The 15670-nt window shown below is 59.7% G+C and carries 9 protein-coding genes; 7 read left to right on the top strand and 2 right to left on the bottom strand.

Features of this window, described 5'->3' with window-relative positions; translation table 11 throughout:
• Positions 1–491 precede the first annotated feature (491 nt).
• Positions 492–5906 carry a discoidin domain-containing protein gene (locus DXD24_RS03665; RefSeq protein WP_158550139.1) on the bottom strand — a complete coding sequence of 1805 codons (5415 nt, stop codon included), beginning with the start codon at positions 5904–5906 and terminating at the stop codon, positions 492–494.
• 1419 nt (positions 5907–7325) lie between these two features.
• On the opposite strand from DXD24_RS03665, the gene DXD24_RS03660 reads away from it, so the two are divergent.
• Positions 7326–8582, top strand: coding sequence for a site-specific integrase (locus DXD24_RS03660; RefSeq protein WP_117646182.1), 1257 nt, complete (start codon positions 7326–7328; stop codon positions 8580–8582).
• A gap of 7 nt (positions 8583–8589) precedes the next feature.
• Here DXD24_RS03660 and DXD24_RS03655 read toward each other — a convergent pair whose 3' ends face one another.
• Positions 8590–10062, bottom strand: a complete 1473-nt coding sequence (locus DXD24_RS03655; RefSeq protein ID WP_117646181.1) for a hypothetical protein — start codon at positions 10060–10062, stop codon at positions 8590–8592.
• 117 nt (positions 10063–10179) lie between these two features.
• On the opposite strand from DXD24_RS03655, the gene DXD24_RS03650 reads away from it, so the two are divergent.
• From DXD24_RS03650 to DXD24_RS03620, 6 genes are read left to right on the top strand one after another with little or no spacing between them, the layout of a single operon-like run.
• On the top strand, positions 10180–10389 hold the full coding sequence (locus tag DXD24_RS03650; protein ID WP_117646180.1) for a hypothetical protein: 210 nt from the start codon (positions 10180–10182) through the stop codon (positions 10387–10389).
• Complete coding sequence (locus tag DXD24_RS03645) at positions 10382–11248, top strand: DnaB-like helicase C-terminal domain-containing protein (protein ID WP_117646179.1); 867 nt, start codon at positions 10382–10384, stop codon at positions 11246–11248. The genes DXD24_RS03650 and DXD24_RS03645 overlap by 8 nt, the downstream gene beginning before the upstream one ends.
• Positions 11249–11296: 48 nt before the next feature.
• Entirely contained in the window at positions 11297–11779 is a 483-nt protein-coding gene (locus DXD24_RS03640; RefSeq protein ID WP_117646178.1) for a hypothetical protein, read from the top strand.
• Between the two features lie 58 nt (positions 11780–11837).
• Entirely contained in the window at positions 11838–12296 is a 459-nt protein-coding gene (locus DXD24_RS03635) for a hypothetical protein (RefSeq protein WP_117646177.1), read from the top strand.
• Complete coding sequence (locus tag DXD24_RS03630) at positions 12289–13644, top strand: hypothetical protein (protein WP_117646176.1); 1356 nt, start codon at positions 12289–12291, stop codon at positions 13642–13644. The genes DXD24_RS03635 and DXD24_RS03630 overlap by 8 nt, the downstream gene beginning before the upstream one ends.
• On the top strand, positions 13641–15599 hold the full coding sequence (locus DXD24_RS03620) for a type IV secretory system conjugative DNA transfer family protein (RefSeq protein WP_158550137.1): 1959 nt from the start codon (positions 13641–13643) through the stop codon (positions 15597–15599). The genes DXD24_RS03630 and DXD24_RS03620 overlap by 4 nt, the downstream gene beginning before the upstream one ends.
• The last annotated feature ends 71 nt before the right edge of the window (positions 15600–15670 follow it).

Genomic DNA, 15670 nt, shown 5'->3' with positions numbered 1-15670 from the left:
GATATTCCTCTCTTGTAGACGCGGCGGCGATGATGTCGCGTAGTTGTCTAGAGGATATGGCATGGGGGCACAGCGGCACGACGGAAATCGGCGAATATCAGGTGGCGGCAGGTGGATGGGGTGGGGTGGCCCGTCGGTTTGTCTCAATCTGTAACAGTTACTCAGCAAAACCGGGGTCTACCTGTTACAGATCAAGACAAACGGAAGCGTTCCGTCGGAAAATCTCGATCTGTAACAACTACAGACCAAAAACGACCCTAGATGTTACAGATTGAGACATTTCTCTCAACCCATCCCTAACAATCTAGATCTGTAACATCTAGACCGACTTTTGCCCCTTTACTGTTACAGATCGAGACAAACCAATCTAGCCTGCCGAAAGATCTAAATCTGTAACAGTTAGCGCCCAAAACGTGCCAAAAACGGGCACGGTACCCACGTACCGCGCCCGTTCGCTAGCACAAGTCCCTTCCAGAGCTTATTGTTGACGCTTAACGCTCGCTTCTGCGCTTAAGCAGACGAGAAGCCGCGATGACCGCCGCACCAAGGCAAAAGGCAAGACCCGCGAAGAACATGGAGCTGTCACCCGTACCGGGAAGATCGGCCTTGGTGCCCTTCTTGTCACCCTTGTTCTGGGAACCCGTGCTGTCCTTGTCTGTAGAAGCGCCACCGGAGCCGGAGCCGCCCTCGCTACCGGAGCCGGAGCCGCCGGACTGCTGCTTATTCCACTTGGCGTAGAGCGTAATGTCGGCATTCACTGCAGAGTCGAAGTCAAACGTATGCTCGCCGTCCTTGTCAGTGCACCACCCAGCGAAGTCATAACCTTCTCGCGTGGGGTCAGCAGGCTTGGCCAACTTGCCGCCCTCGTTAAGCTCGACCGTAGACTTGTTCCCGCAGCCGTCATCAAACGTCACGGTAACCTTCTTTGCAGGGGCCTTGACAACCAGAGCGTCAAGCGCTGCCTTGAGAGCCTCGGCGGCATCCTTGACCTCGCCGTACGTCACATCCTGCCCGGCATTGATACGGTCGATGACGTCATGTGCGCGCTTCAAGGGATCGGTAAGACCCTCCACCGACTCATACGAATCGGCATTCTTCTGAGCGGTCTCTGCGCGAGCGATCAGAGAGAGCAGTCCGTTCTCACCGTTCAGGCCATACGGATCGTTTTGCTTGGTGACTCCGAAAACCTGAAGCTCGACCACATGGTTTTCCTTCGAGACGCCCGTGCCCTTGACACCGGAGGCATACAGACGCACATAGCGTGCTGTCGTCGCTGCCGTAGAACCGGAGGCGTCGAAGAGCTGCTTGCCCTCAGCTGTCTCGGCATACAGGCTGTCCTTCGGATCCTCGCCCAGGCCAAACACATCGCTATCGCCCGAATAGTAGAGCACCTGAGCGTCCGAGAAATCAGACTTGCTTGCAACCACGAGCGCAGTCGCCTTATAGGTGCGCGAGTCCGCCCAATAGCGCCACAGGTTCACGCCGGTAATCTCGTAATCGGAGCCGAGGTCGACCTGCATGTACGAGCCCGCTTCCTTACCATCGTTGCCAAAGATACAATAGCCGTTAGTGTCCGCATTGTTGCCATCAGTCGCAACGGTCAGGGCACGAGAAGCGTCGGAATTCGTCACCGGAGTCGTGGTGTCACCGTCGACCCAAGCAGCCGTCGGCACCTTGCCCAGGGCAAGGTTCACGGTTTTGTTTGCAGGAACAAGCTTGAGGTAACCCGCGTAAAGGTTGTCGTATGCGGTCTTTTTGGCAGCAGCGTCACCCTTCAGCGCCGCCTTCGCCTGATCGATCAGGTTATCCATATCGGCGTTTGCCCAGGACGCATCGCTTACCTGGTCCTTCTTCGCCTCAACGGTCTCGATCAACTCCGCCAGTGCAGAAGTGGGAACCTCGTCGTAACCAAGAGCATGATCATAGACGGCAAGCGAAGACTGCTTCGCGCCGCCGCCTGCCGTGATCGCACCAGTGCTCACAGCGTGGTCGGCGTTATTTTCACCCAGGTAGGCGCTGCCGGCAAGCTCACCATCAACGTAGATCTTAAGCATGCCGTTATTCTCACGGACGCCCGCGACTGTAACACTACCGCCCGCGACCGTCACATCGGAGGTAGCGGTCGTACCGTTAACGGTAAAGTATGCCTTGCCGTCGTTGTCGATACCGAGCTTCCATTCATCGCCCTGAGAAAGGAGCGCCGTCGAAGCTGCAGCATCAGAAACGTTTGTGGCAACGGTGAAACCGTTCTTGCCTTCAACGCTATTCTCGGCATCCGAGAGCTCGCCACCAGCTGAGGTGGCAGCAGAGGCAATGACCCCATCCTTGTGATAAATACCCGAGACACTTCCCTCAAGGCTGTTGCCACAAGCATCCTGGCCCTGAGCAGCCGCGACCTCGATCTTGCTGCCGTTCTTCACACCGTTTTTCAGCTTGATGTCGAACGTGCGCATGTCGGCGGATGCCTCGACGTTCTCGCACTCAACCTGTTTGCCGTCGACCGTTACGGTGAACTGTGCATTGGTCACGTGCTTGCTTGCCTGAACGCGAAGGCTCTTTACGCCCTTAACATACATGGTGTCAAGCTTTGGAGCCTCGGTATCGCCCTTCTGGCTCAGATTCCAAATCTGGGTCTCGCCGGGCTTAAGCGCCACGGCAACCGTATCACCCTGAGCATAGCTGTCCTTCGAAGCACCGAGCGCGCTTCCGTCCGAGGTGTAGGATTCAACGATCGAGCGCTTAAAGGTGCCAGCATGCGAGGCACCCACACCGGCATCGAGCTTGAAGGTAATGGTCTTCTCGCTAGCCGATGGGTTGCGCATCGAAATGATGCCCTCGTCGCCCTTGCTGTTGAAGCAGGCAAAACCGTAGGCATCCTGCGTTCCCGCGCCGCTGATACCGCCGAGCTTAACGCCCGAAGCAGGGACGCCGCCAATCATCTTAGCGTTCTGAAGCTTGTCGAAGTTCGTTTCGGCCCACTCGAGGAAGTCGGCGTTCACCAGATATTTCTCGTCATCTAACAGGCTGTCGGAGTAATAGAGCTCCCAGAACGACGTACCGCGCGTTGCCATCATGTACAGATAGTTGCGGAACTGGGCGCCGTTCATGGAGTTGGCACTGATGCCCGTACCCTCTTTGCCGTAAATCGGGTCGTGGTTGTAGAGGTTGGACAGCGGGAACTGGAAATCGTGGTTCTTGACGAAGTCATAGTAGGCTCCGTCTCGATAGCTCAGCATGTTGTCCATCTTGTTGTTAAGCGTGGAGTTGGAAACCTCGCCGCGGTCATGCGTGCACTGGATCCACACCGAGTTGGACCATTGCAAGAACCAAGGACTCGGGTTCACATAGCAGGTAAGAGAGACCCACAGGTTATCAATACCAAGATCGTCTGCCTTGTCCCACACGTTCTCAAACAGGACAATCCACTTTTCCCACAAGTCGGTAGCGTGATAGAAACCGTTCGGCCCACCGTACATGTGATGGTGATTCTCGTCGTAGCCTACAACGCCCTCGCCCTGAGAGAATGCGTTGTACTGCGCGTTGTCAGCATAGCCATCCCATTTCCAGTAGTTGACGCCGTAATCAGCCATCCACTGCAAGGCAAGATTCTGGAAATTGTCAACGTAGCGCTGGTCAGCAACATCAATCGAGCCACCAGCGGCCGAACCGTTACCCGCCTTGGAAATAATATCTGCAAGTTGACCGTAGAAGTTGTAACCGCCGCGCGGGCCAACCCAGACGCCGAAGTTCGATCCGAGTTTCTCCACAAGCGATGAAGACGTCGTGAGCTTATTGGGGAACTTAGAGTTAAACGTCCAAAACCCGTCGGTGTTTTTACCCGTGCCAGAACGGCCCGGGTCAACCGACGCCTCGGTGTTGTTGTAGTTGTTCCAGCCGTCGTCAACGACATAGGAGTCGAGCGGACGAACGCCCGTGGAGGAAAGGTTCTTGTCCACCGCCTTGAACGAATCGAGAATGTTATTCTCGTCGATGAGCATCATATTGTCGAACCAAGAGTTGTACTGAATGCGGAACTCGCTCGGCTTTGAGATGCCCTTGATATAGCTGTAGAAGTCGGTACGAACCACGTCGTTGTTCGAGCCGTCGGAGTGGGTGGCACCCACAACAGTCTGCCACGAAACGTACTTGCCGTCCGAGGTGAGCTGCCCATCGCGCTCAAAATCGGTGAAATTCTTGCCAGTCCAATAGCGCATACGGCCCAAGTCATCGACAATCTGAGTGTCGGTTTCAGGGAACTCCGAACCCAAGAATAAGCCGTTGACATAAATGGGCTGGCCCAGGTTGGCGCGCGCCTCGGTCATCTCGACAACCCCACCTTTACCCGTGGGGATAGTCCAGGTGTAGCTCGCATCCTTGACGTTGAGGTGTTCGCCATCGATGTAGTTGAAACGGATGTCCTTATCCCCGGAATTGACCTCAAGGAACTTACGCATAAAGTGATCGTCATCGTACATGACGACCTTCTCAGTCACCGTCGCAAGACCGTTACCAAACTGCACCGGCTTGAAGGTGAACGTCAACATCTTGCCAGATTTCTCGACGTCGTTAATCGTCGCGGTGGTATCGCTAACCTGCACCGGTCCGTCCAACTCAAGATTGCTCGTCTTGAGTTGCGGTTTGCCCGAAGCGTTCTCGAACGTGTCGAACTTCTCTTGATACAAATCGAGCTCGGCACCAGAAGCAAAACTGCCTCCCCAAGCCTCGAGCACCCGGATGCCTACATAACGGCCGGTCTGAACCTTATCGAGCCCAAAGTAGGTCATCTTGCAGGTTCCGTCGTCGTTATAGGAAGAGCTCAAGTCGACCGAGAACGTCCCTTTCTTGTTCGAATCATCGAACAAGCCGTCCTTGCTATCCGAGACATACACCGCGAACTTCTTAAAGGTGCCGTTGGCACCCTTGACATTGCGGCCCGCGTAGCCAACCGTCTGGAAGGAACTCTTCGCTCCCTCACCGCGGTCAATCGTCAAATCGACAGGCAGCTTCTTCGTATCGCCCTCACCCGCGCCGTAGCGAGAGTGATAGTAGGTGGTGAAGTCGCCATCGACCAGCGCTTCGTAACCGCCGCCCTCGTTGGTGGCAACGGACGTGCCCGTCACGGTCCAGCCCTTAGATCCGTGCACGACGGAGTTGTCCGAGGCGTCAAGCACATCGAGCTCCGCCACGTTCATGTACTTGTTCTCGTTGGAGGGCTGCCAATGATAGGTCGTGAGACCGGTCAGGCGGACCGCCTTACCCTGCACGGCAGCGAACTTAATGACCGTGGTGCCCGTGTCGTTCATGGTGCCGTTCTCTACGAGCGTCGCCCATGTGCCATCGGCCATCTGGTACTCGAGCTTGTAAGTCTTAACGCGACCCGTGCAGTTATAGCCCACCGATTCATGATGGCGCGGCGTATAGCTAACGCTTGCAATGGTCTTAGTACCGCCAAAATCCACAATGAGGTTTGCTGTTCCTGCGGCCTCCGCAGAAGACGCCCAATAAGTGCCAGCATCCTCATCGATGGCCTTCGACGCCAAAGCGGCCTCGCTCGTGTCAACGGAGGAGCCCGTAACTGTCACGGCCGTGGGCCTGACGCTCGTGAGAGCACCGGCCGGCTCAAGTCGCGTGGCCTCGGCAAGCGATTGAATAACAAATTCCTCGGACCCCGACCCGGGAACGAGAGTGGTAGAGGCGAGCTTGTTGTTGATTTCGACAGTCTTGAGCTTACCGGCAGCGGTGCTGAACGTTCTCGAAATCGCATTGTTGCCAATGGTCACGTTGCCGTTCGATTCATTCACCACCACGTTGCCATAGCCGGCCGCAAGAGCGGCGGGCGGGGCCGACAACCCCAGAAAGCCCGCCACTGCAAACACGGCAGCCACAAGATAGCGTTTTTTGAGCATGTGCTTCCCTTTCATTTTATCCGTGCGACGCCCCATAGTTCTCGGGCGCAACCTACCGACGCAGTATGATTAATCTCATTCATGATAAAGAAGCTGTTTAACACGGTTTGTAGCGGGCCAGCTAAATCGGCGAATGGTAGATTCCCCCCCCCCAATGGCATTCGTTATTCGTCTCATCTTTTTTTACATACCAATTGGTATTAATTATCAAAACCACTGGTAATCGCTATTTAATACCACTAGCCACTTTTTAGTTTTCTACAATTCAATGAAGTTGAACGGGAGATTCAGTTGATTTATTAGCCCCCCCTATTAGCGCACGCAATGGACATCAGCGCCGATCAACCTTGCTGTCCCCGCTTTACCAAAACCGCCATCACTGGGTCTCGCGCCGCTTGCTGTCGCGTCGGATTTCGCCCCTGCCGCGGCAAATCCAAGCCGAACATGAAGCCATGCCCGTCGGCGTGCCTTAATCTGTAACAGTTAGCCACCCAAATCGGGCCCAGGTGCTGCAGATTGAGATTTTGATTGGCGCTGAGGACTGGGCCGAGGGGTACCGGAAGGGGAGCCGCGGACGAAGCGGCGGCCTCGCCCCGATCCCGCACCGACAGCTGCGCCACGTCATCTCGAGTGCAGGGGCAACCCCTCAATTCCGGACATTCCAGCCTCTTTCCGGACATTTTTGACCCGTTTCCGGAATGAAACTCGGTCAGCAGTAGCCCCTGGTTCCCTAGTACAAGTTCCCCGGTTCACACCTTGCTGGTGTGCGTCAGATTGGATACGCGGTCCACTCCCTCGGTATAACGGGAGGCGTCCCGGCGAAATGTCTCGATCTGCAACATTTGCAGACCAAAATCAGCCCTAACTGTTACAGATCGAGACAAACCAAACCCGCCTGCCAGAAAATCTCAATCTATAACAACAACTCGGCAAAAACCGCCCCTCGTGTTACAGATTTAGACAAACCGTCCAGGCGGGGACTCAACATCTCAATCTGTAACACCTAGCCGCCCAAATCGGGTCTAGCTGTTACAGATCGAGATTTTGTTTGAGAGGCCGAGAATTGGACCGAAAACACGGTCCTCAGATAACAAAAAAGCTCGCCGGCTAGGCCGACGAGCTGCAAGTTCTTGGTCGCGGGGGCAGGATTTGAACCTACGACCTCCGGGTTATGAGCCCGGAGTAATTATTGTTAATCATAGTAAATGAATTCTAATTATAGAAAAGAAAATAGCAGGTAGCTAGTTATTTTTGCTTGTGCTTTATTTTGATTTACAAAAAGTTTCACCCGCAATTCACCCGCAGAATTTCACTTGTGGGTGAATTTCTTTCACAATTCGGGATACGATACTCCCTGCCCGTGCCTTTAAAGGCACGGGCAGGGAGTATCGTATCAACCCCGTCAGCAGGAGACGCCCTATGGCCATCGAAAAGGGTCGCAAACCCAACACCTGGCTCATCACCTTTAACCTTCCGGAAAAGGATGCCAGTGGAAAATATAAGCGTGCACCCAAGCGAACCATACACGGGCTTAAATCGGATGCCAAAAAGGAACTTGCCCGTTACCGGGTCGAATACGAAAGCGGGCAGGCAGCTGGGTCGAAAAATACAGTCGCAAGCTATTCGAGCAAGTTCCACGCCCAACATAAGTTGAACTCACCCCTCGCCTACGACCGGGAGGCCTTGGAAATCAAAAAGATCGAAAGGCTATTCCGTGGCGTAGCACTCACATCCCTAACTCCTTCGAGGATCCGCAATGCATATTCGGCAGAACGTGCAAGGCGTGCAGTATGGACGGAAGGGTGCGGAGACGAAAGGCCCCTTTCAGAAAACGGCCTCTACAAGGTCCATGTCAAACTAAGACAGGTGCTTAAACAGGCATACCGAGATGGGGAAATCCCCAGCAATCCCGCCGATATGGTCGATTTTCCAAAACCGCCTCAGGAGAACAAAAGAAATAGCCTCACCCTCTCTGAGGCCCGACGGTTCAGAAAGGCCATCCTACGCAAAATTGAGACAGAGGGGGACGCAAAATACGTCGGGATCCTCATCATCCTCGGAACGGGCTGCCGTCGCGGAGAGATGCTGGGGCTAAGCTGGGGTGATATTGATTTCGCCAGCAATACCATTACGTTTTATAACCAGTACGCAAAGGACAAAGTCCTTCGTAATCCCAAAATGAGCTCAGCGGGCCGACGCGTCTGCATGGACGATACCCTGGCACGAATTCTTGCTGTCTGGAAAAACAGCCAACGCCTCAACCTGGAGCATATCAACGGCCTTCGCCTGAAGCATTCCATGGAGCCTTTGGCTCTGGACAGCCTCATGCCGGTCGTTAACGGAAAATACGGGCAGAGGATTGACCCCGACGGTTTTGACAAGTTCTTCCGCAACTTCTGCGTCGACAACGGATGGGGCGAATATACGAAGGACGTCGTCACCAAAACCTATGGTGGGAGAACCTTCACGCGGGGAAAGGGTTATCAGGGCCTAACGGTCCATGAGCTTCGGCACACCGTCGCTAGCCTTCTCGTTGCCGAGGGCCTGGACGTCAAGACCGTTCAGACCCAGCTTGGCCACAAGTCTGCCTCGACCACGCTCAACATCTACGCCCATGCCTTCGAGGAGCGTTCCCGCGAGGCCGGTAACACCATCGGCCGCCTGCTGAACGGGTAAGCATGCATTAGCATACGAGATATCCGTCGCCCTTGATCGCTTTTAGGTTATTACTCCGCTTGCTTTCTGCGAGATATGCAAGCGCACGATCGATCTCCGATATTTCAAACATGCCCTCGAGGGGCTGTTTGTAAATTAAATCGCGCGCCCGAACGATATCGCCAACGTTGCAGTTGGTCTTAACCGCCTCAGCCACCAGAGAGCGAGCCTTCCGCTTCCTGTTCTTGTCGTCCTCGTCTTTGCGTACCTTGCACTCCTTCACGGGATCGAGCTTGCAGTACTTCATATTGCTAGGCTCCGGAATGAAGGCACGCCCGCAATAAGGACAGATGCGGATTGTTCCATGGGAAAGGTGGGAGGCAAACCCCGCCCACAACCTTTCCAGAGTAGAGTTATAGGTCACGGCAGCACACTTGTCGACCAACCTCGTCATCACGGCATGAGTGCCATGACAGCCGATAGTGCTATCGAGAATCCCGCGAAGCAGCGCCGTTGCGATCTCGGCCAGCCTTTCGTCTTCCATCATGAAACGCGGCGTGATATCCGTGAACGGCGCAGCTTCGAACCTCGGGTCAATAAAGTCAGCTGCCATCTGGGTTTTAAGCCTGGTGATGCCGTCCCCTGTTTTCAACTCGCAGGTAATATACGAGCCCGCCCCATTAAGCCCGATCAGACGCGAAACGCCATCGGTTTGGTCGATGACGGCACTCCCGTGAACGGCAACTTGCGCCCCCATGTCTGTGGTAGCGATATGGCCAGACTCGAGCCAGAAGGATTCCTGCGAGGCGCGTTCCAGGAGTTCAGCATATGCAGGGGTGAGCCCGTCATCGATTAAATGAGAACACGTCCACATCGAAAACTGGCTTCCGTCGGCTTTGGATGCAATCGCTTCGGAGAAATGAAGATCGTCAAGAAGAGGAACCGCATCGCGCCCATCCTTGAGGAACGCGACAAGCCTGCTCGCGAACAGAGCAAAGCCGGCAGCGGCAACCCATTCCGCGATGGGCTCCCTGACCACATCTCCATCGACATAACCGACTTGATCGCCATATAGCCCAAAGAGCGGCCCCACGCGCTTCGCGAGCCGTAGCAGGCTTCCGTCGTCGCGCAAACAGTACTGCCCGTCTTTATGGCGAATCATCCGCATGCCGTCGTCGGGCCCCGCCAAGAGATATGGCGGCCAATCGGCACTCTCGGGATACCTCTCTTTATGCTTGTTGTCGACTAGGTCCGCGAGGGCGACGAAACAATCCGCATCGTCGACAGTAAGCCTTCCCCTTTCGGCAATCTTATGCTGAGACATCCCTGTCGACTTATCCCAATCGTCCGCATCTTTAAGCGGCCTCGCCCCCTTCGCCCATATCGGCGCATCCAAATCGGTCGAACGGAAGCCGAACACAAGGCATCCGTCAGCAAGACTGCCTTCGACGCGGACATCAAAGTCACCCTTAAATTGTCCAGTCGTCCCATCTAGCTGCATAAAGATAATCCAATCACGTTGTCCGCGGAGTTACCCCCTCTTTTCGCTGAAGCAATCACGGGAAACTACAGTCAGCTCGAGCACAGCACTTATACCCACGAATAGAAGGGAGCTGCCATGGTCAATCAAGTCGCCCATCGTGACGGCCCGCTTTATTGGTCGACCGATCGCGTCATGGCGGAGCTGGGCGTCAGCCGCCCTACGGCTTACAAGTTGATGCACGCCTCCGGCGCGTGCATCAAGGCCATGCGCCATATCCGCGTGTACGCGCCCAGCTTCATCGCTTACGTCAACTCGATTAACGACAAGGAGAGCCACGATGCCTAGCCCCAACCATCCCCCCGCCGTGCCCCCGGCCTTCCGCGGCGGCATCCGTCCCCTGCTCGACTGCCTCGATGCCGTCTTCATTGGTACCGACGGCCGCGTTACCTTCGAGCCCGCTCCGCTCAGCGCCGAGCTCAACGGACTCGGTGAGGAGCTCGTGCTCCTCACCGGCGTCGCCGGCGGCGGCAAGACGGACCTGATCTTGAACATGGGCCTCTCCATGGCGCGTCACCGTCACGTGGTGATCGCCAGCTACGAGATCGCCCGCGCGGCCTGCGTCCGTCGCATCCTTCCTGCCGCGTCATGTCTCATCCCCGGTGGCACACCGCTCACCGAGGCCGACTTCGCCGACGAGAGCAAGCGTGAGGTCGTCGATGACACTGTCGCGGCCGTCCGCGCCATCTCAGACAACCTCATCATCGTTGACGATCTCACGATGGACGACGTGCGCGGCCACAGCATCGAGTGCCTCACCGAGGCAGTGCACGCCATCGCCATCCGCGATGGCATCCCGCCGGCGGTGATTGTCGACTACGCCCAGCTCGTTACCGTGTCCACACCGGCATTCTCGACGACGGATATCCTCGACCGCGTGTCCTTCGGCCTCGCACAGATGGCGCATCACGAGCGCACCCCCGTCATCGCCGTCGCCATCACCGGCAAAGATGGCAGCTTCCGTGGCACCGCCAAGCTCGAGTTCGACGCGGACATCATCCTCTCGATCATGACCGACCGCGAGGATGCCGAGAACGGCAGCCGCGATCTCCATGTCGACATCAAAAAGAACCGCAACGGCGCCGCGGGCGGCCGCGTCGACCTGACGTACTGGCCTGCGTACCACCATTTCGCCGCCACCGAATAGCAATCTGCGGGGCGCAAATGCGCCCCGCTCAACCCCAAGGAGTATCACATGAGCACCATCAAGAGCAGCAACAAGATCGTCCAGAAGGGCTACGGCCTTCCTCTTGTTTTCGATATCGCTAACCGCCGTTACACCTACCGTGCCGCCGACGACCCCCGTTTCCTCAACCTCGACTCTATCGCGACCGCAAAGAGCGCTTGGGTTCTGCGCTTCAAGAACAAAATCGATGGGCTTCCGCAGGCCTATATCGTCTTTAGCCAGACCGAACGCCCGCTTGACCCCATCGAGTATCTCGCTGACATTGACGAGCTCTACGGCATCCCCGACGATGAACTCATCAAGGTCGCGGCACGTTCCTATATCGTCGACGGCTACGGTGAGGCGCATGACACCTTCTGCGATCGTTATATGCGTCGCCTTGAAGACATGGGGCAGGAACTCGGGATCTTCGCCGCAATCCCGGCCCGCTTCCTCAAAATTATCCCAAACAACACCTTCACCTACCAGACTATCGAAAACATTGACGACTAATCCGCCACGCGCCGCCGCCTACACAGGCGGCGGCCTTTTCTTTAACGGAGAAGGAAAAATGACAACGAGAAATGTCAGCGTAAAAATCGACCACAAGCTCTACACCGCCCTCAAGACGCGGGCGGAGCTCGACAACTCCAGCGTCAGCGACGAGATCCGCTCGCTCCTGCGCTCGGCACTCGCCGCGGAGGAGCTCGACCTCTACGGCAACGAGGTCGCAAGCTTCATCCGCGGCGTCGTCGACGCGCGGATGGACGTCGCCGCACTCGACATCGAGCGCAAGCTCGACGCCACCGAGGACCGCATCGCCGCGGTCCTCTCGCGCCCCATGACCGCCGCCATCATGGCGGGCCTCATGTCGGCCGACGTCCTCAAGGCCTCCTACGCCTCGCTCGACGACGTCCCCGTCGCGGACATCTGGAAGAACTACCTCGCGCAGGCCGGCGAGCTCAGCCGTGCCGGCCTCGGCCGCATCGGCGAGGTGAAGCTCCACGCGCGCGAGCGCGCCGATGGCTAGCCCGCCCGTCATCGTCAACCACTCCGTCGTCCGCGCGGGGGCGTCAGCAAGGGCGGCCGCCGCGGGTCTGGCGGCATACGCCGGCACCCGCCGCGGCGTCGTCATCGAGGTCAGCGAGGCGGACGGCAGGAGGCTCGGCGTGGACGGCCTGGCCGCCTACGCCGCGAACAGGACCGGCTCGACCGGCGGCCTCTGGGGCGCGGACGGCCCGGTCCCCGTGACGAAGGCCAGGCGCGCCATCGCCCAAAACGGCGGCGCGGTGCTCACCACCGTCGTCACGGTCCCGAACGACATCGCCCCCGGAGCCGGCCTCGACCGCCTGGACGCCTGGCAGGCCCTGGTGCGCTCCGAGTGGCCGAGGCTCTTCTCCGAGATGACCGGCGTGCCCGAGAGCCGCGTGGAGTTCTACGCGGCGATGCACATCAACGGCACGAGCCACCACGTCCACATCCTCACGGTCGACCGCGAGGGCGACTGGGACTCCCTGCTGCCCAGGGGGAAGATGGAGACGGCGCGGCTCGAAATCTCCTCAAAGGCCATGGCGCCGCTGCTGCGGGAGGCCTACATCGAGCGCGACCTCGCGAGGGAGACCGCGCTGGACGCCGTCGCCCGCATCGACCGGAACCGTTTCGATATCGAGCTGCCGCCGGACGGAAGGATCGAGGCCGCCCACCTCAGGCGTTTCCACCCGGAGGCCTCCGCCGCGTTGAGGGAGGCCCTCGGCCGGGCGGCGTCCGACTCCCCCGCACTCGCCGGCGCACTGGAGCGCCACAGGAAGGCGGTCGAGAGGTGCGCCGACCTCAAGTGCCTGACCGGTGAGGCGCGGGATGTCTACGTCCGCAAGGCAGCTGCCGACCTCGGCCTCCTGTGCGAGAACGCGGCGCTTCGGGTCATAGTCCCAGACAGAACGCCGGCTCGCGAGGAGGTGCCGACACGACGCGCCGCGCCCCAAACCGGCCCCGCGACGGAGAGACGGCGGGAAGCCGGACTCGTCACCGAGGCCCGGGCCTGCATCCCGAAGACGCGCCTCGAAAGGATCACGCGAAAGGCCGCGCGCGGCCGGACCCTCGAGCCGGCAAACCTCAGGGGGTGTCCCACGGCGGACCGGGTATTCAGGCGCGCCCCGTCGGCAGGCACCGCCCTAGGGCGCGCCGCCGCGATGGCGACCCTGGTCGCCAGGGAAGCCACACGGGACGCCAGAGGACGCGACATGGGAGACGAGGCCGGCGAGAGGGCGCTGCGGCTCATCGCCGCGACCTTGAGGATCCTCGTCTCCGGCGGCACCGGGCCGACGAACGTCACCGCGCTGAAGATTACAAACAGGATAGAGAGGACGATTACGAGATGAAACCAAAATCCTTCAACCGCGACATGAAAAAGGAACTCGCCGGCACGCTCGCGGCCCACGGCGTCGCCGCCACCATCGCCTGCACCGCGACCGCCGGCGCCTGGGACTACGCCAGGTGGTGGACTCTATCCCTCATCTCGGGCCTCTCCGTCCTGCTGCGACTGCCCACGGCCGACCCGGGGCCCGAGCCCGACTACGTCTTCCGCGGCCCCCTCGAGGCGGCCGCCGATGCGGCGGCGTCGGGCCAGGCGGGCGAGCTGCTCGCGGCGCTCGCCCTCGTCGCGGCCTCCGTCCTCGCGCTCGGATTAGTTTCTTGGGGCCGTTCATGGGCGAGGCTCCACGACGGGACGTTCGCCGGCGACCGCGCGCCCACGCGCACGCACGGGGACGCTTGGCTCGAGTCGAGGCCCTCCAGGGTCGCGAGGCGCTGCCCTCCCTGGGACGGGAAGGCCGCCGCGGAGGGGCTCGTGGCGGCCGGCTGCATCGGCGGCGGGATCGCGATGGTCCCCGCCGTCCACTGCCTCATAAGGGCGGGCAGTGGCGCCGGCAAAAGCAGACGCGCGACGGCACCCTCGATCGTCGCGGCGATCGACCGCAACGCCCACGGGATCCCAACGTCCGTCATCGTCCATGACCCGAAGTCCGAAATCCGCGCATGGACCGAGCCGCTCGCCAGGAGGGCCGGGATGGAGGTCGCCGCCATCCGGCTCGACGAGCCCGTCAAGTCGGCGAGGTTCAACCCCCTCGACCGCGCCATCGCGGCACTCGGGACCGAGGGCGTCGCAGGTGCTGTGGCCGAGCTCCGCGAGCTGTCGGCGGCCATCGTGCCCGACGCCTTCTCCTCCGGCCAGAGGTTCTTCACGGACGCCAGCCGCAACCTGCTAACCGGCCTCTGCCTGCTCGCGATAACGGACGGGCGGATCCCTGACAGCGCCCGGAACCTATCGACCGTGCTCGCGCTCCTGGAGCCCCGCGACGGGAAGAGCGCGGTAAAGTCGCTGGAGGAGCTCGCCGCGGACCTGCCGGCGGGAAACCCGGCGCGCCAGTTCCTCCTCGTCGCCTCGTCGAACGGCGGCGGGGGCGAGGCCCTCGTCTCCACCGCGCGCAACTACCTCATGTCCTTCTGCGACGACGACGTCAGCCGCATGCTCTGGGACGGCGAGGTCGACCTCGCATCGGTCGGGCGCAAGCCCACCATCCTCTACATCGCCAGCGCGACGGACCGCGGCGACCGCGGCGCGCTCGTCTCGTGCATCTTCTCCCAGGCGCTGTCGGCACTGCGCGAGATCGCGCGCCTGTCCGGCGGCAGGCTGCCAGCGGAGACCCTGCTCGCCATCGACGAGGGGTCCGGGATCCCCAAGATCCCCCGCCTCCTCGGCGACCTCGCGGAGGTCCGCAGCATCGGGCTGCACGTCGTCTTCGTGCTCCAGAACACCCATCTGCTCGAGGCGCGATGCGGTTACTCCAGGGCGGAGTCGGACGCGCTGCTGGCGCTGCTCGGCACCCAGGTCGTCCTCTCGGTGGAGTCCGTCGGCGAGGCGGAGGAGATCAGCAAGCGTCTCGGCGACTACAGCGTCAAGACGACCGGGCAGAGCTCCACCAAGGGGACGCAGAGCTCCTCGTCCGGCAAGTCGTTCTCCGTGGCGCGCCGGCCGCTGATCACCCCGTCAGAGCTCATGGCCTGGAGCGCGCGCGAGAACGGCGCGCTCGTGATCGACGCGGAGGGCCCGATGGCACTCGCCAGCCGCGACATCACCGAGACGTTCCTGGGACCGCTGCTCGGCATGACGTCGCCGGAGGCCGAGGGCGCGCTGCTCGCGCGGGCGCTCGAGGGGGAGGTCCGGAACACCTCCCCGGCACCGGTGTGGCGCATCCCGGAGAAGCCGAAAAAGCCCAAGGGGTCGCCGTCCGGCGGCAGGAAGCGCAAGGTATCCGCCGCGCCCGACGGGTTCTGATGCGTCATACGGCCCTGCCTGCGAAAACGGCCCGCCGTCATACGGCGCGCGAGGCGCGTATGACGGCGGGC

The organism is Collinsella sp. TF12-2AT (assembly GCF_003436735.1).
Taxonomy (GTDB): domain Bacteria; phylum Actinomycetota; class Coriobacteriia; order Coriobacteriales; family Coriobacteriaceae; genus Collinsella.
The sequence above is the reverse complement of the archived record's forward strand: the minus strand, read 5'-3'. Positions and strand labels throughout refer to the sequence as shown.

Coding starts and splice junctions, on each gene's coding strand:
- DXD24_RS03665 (WP_158550139.1), bottom strand. CDS start 5,906: ATGCTCAAAAAACGCTATCTTGTGGCTGCCGTGTTTGCAGTGGCGGGC.
- DXD24_RS03660 (WP_117646182.1), top strand. CDS start 7,326: ATGGCCATCGAAAAGGGTCGCAAACCCAACACCTGGCTCATCACCTTT.
- DXD24_RS03655 (WP_117646181.1), bottom strand. CDS start 10,062: ATGCAGCTAGATGGGACGACTGGACAATTTAAGGGTGACTTTGATGTC.
- DXD24_RS03650 (WP_117646180.1), top strand. CDS start 10,180: ATGGTCAATCAAGTCGCCCATCGTGACGGCCCGCTTTATTGGTCGACC.
- DXD24_RS03645 (WP_117646179.1), top strand. CDS start 10,382: ATGCCTAGCCCCAACCATCCCCCCGCCGTGCCCCCGGCCTTCCGCGGC.
- DXD24_RS03640 (WP_117646178.1), top strand. CDS start 11,297: ATGAGCACCATCAAGAGCAGCAACAAGATCGTCCAGAAGGGCTACGGC.
- DXD24_RS03635 (WP_117646177.1), top strand. CDS start 11,838: ATGACAACGAGAAATGTCAGCGTAAAAATCGACCACAAGCTCTACACC.
- DXD24_RS03630 (WP_117646176.1), top strand. CDS start 12,289: ATGGCTAGCCCGCCCGTCATCGTCAACCACTCCGTCGTCCGCGCGGGG.
- DXD24_RS03620 (WP_158550137.1), top strand. CDS start 13,641: ATGAAACCAAAATCCTTCAACCGCGACATGAAAAAGGAACTCGCCGGC.